Annotated in this window: 3 protein-coding genes and 1 pseudogene; all 4 read left to right on the top strand. The window is 30.7% G+C overall.

The window, feature by feature from the left end; all coding sequences use genetic code 11:
- The first annotated feature begins 301 nt into the window (after positions 1 to 301).
- Positions 302 to 961 carry a YczE/YyaS/YitT family protein gene (locus VK998_RS04865; RefSeq protein WP_325226145.1) on the top strand — a complete coding sequence of 220 codons (660 nt, stop codon included), beginning with the start codon at positions 302 to 304 and terminating at the stop codon, positions 959 to 961.
- A 40-nt stretch (positions 962 to 1,001) separates the two neighbouring features.
- Complete coding sequence (locus tag VK998_RS04860; protein WP_325226143.1) at positions 1,002 to 1,688, top strand: phosphoribosylaminoimidazolesuccinocarboxamide synthase; 687 nt, start codon at positions 1,002 to 1,004, stop codon at positions 1,686 to 1,688.
- Positions 1,689 to 1,778: 90 nt separating this feature from the next.
- Positions 1,779 to 1,973, top strand: a pseudogene (locus VK998_RS13015) (ATP-binding cassette domain-containing protein); the annotation flags it as partial.
- Positions 1,974 to 2,037: 64 nt separating this feature from the next.
- Positions 2,038 to 2,176, top strand: a 139-nt coding sequence (locus tag VK998_RS13010; RefSeq protein ID WP_414713566.1) for a hypothetical protein, incomplete at its 3' end; no start/stop codon positions are given.

Genomic DNA, 2,176 nt, shown 5'->3' with positions numbered 1-2,176 from the left:
ATCATTATCATCAGAAGGAGTATTAGACTTTGTACAAGCTGCTAAACTAAAGATCATAAGGACTAGTAAGAACAATGCTATAATTTTTTTCATAATGTCACTTCCTTTCTTCGTTTGATTATATTATACAATAGATATCTTAAAATAAAATTAAAAAATGTTAACAATTTTTTGTTTATCACCTTCCTTTAATTAATTGAGTTAATTAAATTATATCATTATCTATATCAAAATTAGTTTCTAAATATATATTAAAATGGTATAATTAAATAAAATTGTATAATAAAAGAGGGATATTTAGATGAAAAGGATAGTTCGAGCTTTGTTAAAGTTATTTGCTGGATATTTTGTATGTGCAATAGGAATAGTAATGACTATAAATGCAAATTTAGGATTAGCACCATGGGATGTTTTTCATCAAGGCTTATCTAATTTAATTGGAATTACAATAGGAAGAGCCCATATTTTAGCAGGTATTAGTATTATAATTTTAAATAGTATATTTGGAGAAAAAATTGGTTGGGGTACTATATTTAATATGATATTCATAGGAATTTTTATAGATTTTTTAATGTTAAATCATTTAATCCCTGTATTTAATAATTTTATTATAAGTTTAATTATGATGCTTTTAGGACTTCTGGTATTAGGATTTGGATGTTATTTATATATAAGTGTAGGCTGGGGTTCAGGACCAAGAGATGGACTTATGATTGCTCTTGTCAAGAAGACAAACAAATCCGTAAGGTTTATTAAAAACACTCAGGAAATTATTGCAGTAATAATTGGCTATATATTGGGAGGTTACGTAGGGATTGGTACATTGCTTATGGCTATTTTAGGAGGATATGCTACCCAATTTGCTTTTAAAATTGCTAAGTTTGATGTTAGTCAAGTTGAACATAGATTCATAGATGACGATATTAAGTTTATTAAAGAAAAGTTAGAAGCTAAAAACTAGATATTTAATAACAGAATTATATTTTAAAGGAGATGGAAAAATGGAACTTATAAATAAGGGCAAAACAAAAGATGTATATGAATTGGAAAATGGTTATTACCTTCTAAAGTTTAAAGATGACGTAACAGGAGAAGATGGAATTTTCGACCCAGGAGCTAATACAGTAGGTCTAACCATTGAAGGGGCTGGACAGTCTGGACTTAAATTAACTAAATTCTTTTTTGAAATATTAAAAGAAAAAGGAATACCTACTCATTATATAGATGCGGATATTGAAAAAGCAACTATGACTGTAAAACCAGCAAAAGTATTTGGAAATGGATTAGAAGTAATCTGTCGCTATAGAGCTGTAGGGAGTTTTTTACGCCGCTATGGAATGTATGCTGAAGAAGGCCAGACTTTAGATGCTTTTGTGGAAGTTACTCTTAAGGATGATGAAAGAAAAGATCCACCTATTACTGAAGATGCTTTACATATGTTAGGGATATTATCCAAGGAAGAATATAAAATTTTAAAAGAACTTACTATAAAGATTAGCAATATAATAAAAGAAGAATTGGCCAAAAAGGATATAGAACTTTACGATATTAAATTAGAATTTGGTAGGGTAGGAGAAAACAACGAAATTGCTTTAATTGATGAGATTTCTGGTGGTAATATGAGAGCTTATAAAAATGGAAAATATATTGAACCTTTAGAGTTAGAGAAAATTATATTAGATAGTTAATCAATACGGTATAGTTATTAGGAAATTAATGGCTATACCGTTTATTTATTATGCCTTTTATGGTAAAATTAATTAAAATTGATTAAAGAGGTGAAGTTCTTGGAATTGCAGGATAGACCAATAATAACTATACGAAATTTAGAAAAAACTTTCGGTACAAAAAAAGTTTTAAAGGGAATAGATTTGGACATTTATCCAGGACAAATTATTGGATATATTGGCCCAAATGGCGCAGGTAAAAGTACTACTGTAAAAATAATGCTAGGATTAATCGAGGAATATACAGGAGAAGTAGAAATTTTAGGAGAAAATATATCTAATGGAAATGTAGAATATAAAAGGAAAATAGGTGCTGCGCGAGGGCGTGGACCGGGTGCTGGCGCTGCAGACGCGGCTGGCCGATGCGGGCATCGAGGATCACAGCAAGGTGTTCAATACCGCCCGCATCGAGGCCCTGGAGCTGGAGAATCTGATGGACGTGGCGCTGG

Source organism: Schnuerera sp. (assembly GCF_035459645.1).
Taxonomy (GTDB): Bacteria; Bacillota; Clostridia; order Tissierellales; family Tepidimicrobiaceae; genus Schnuerera.
The sequence above is the reverse complement of the archived record's forward strand: the minus strand, read 5'-3'. Positions and strand labels throughout refer to the sequence as shown.

Coding starts and splice junctions, on each gene's coding strand:
- VK998_RS04865 (WP_325226145.1), top strand. CDS start 302: ATGAAAAGGATAGTTCGAGCTTTGTTAAAGTTATTTGCTGGATATTTT.
- VK998_RS04860 (WP_325226143.1), top strand. CDS start 1,002: ATGGAACTTATAAATAAGGGCAAAACAAAAGATGTATATGAATTGGAA.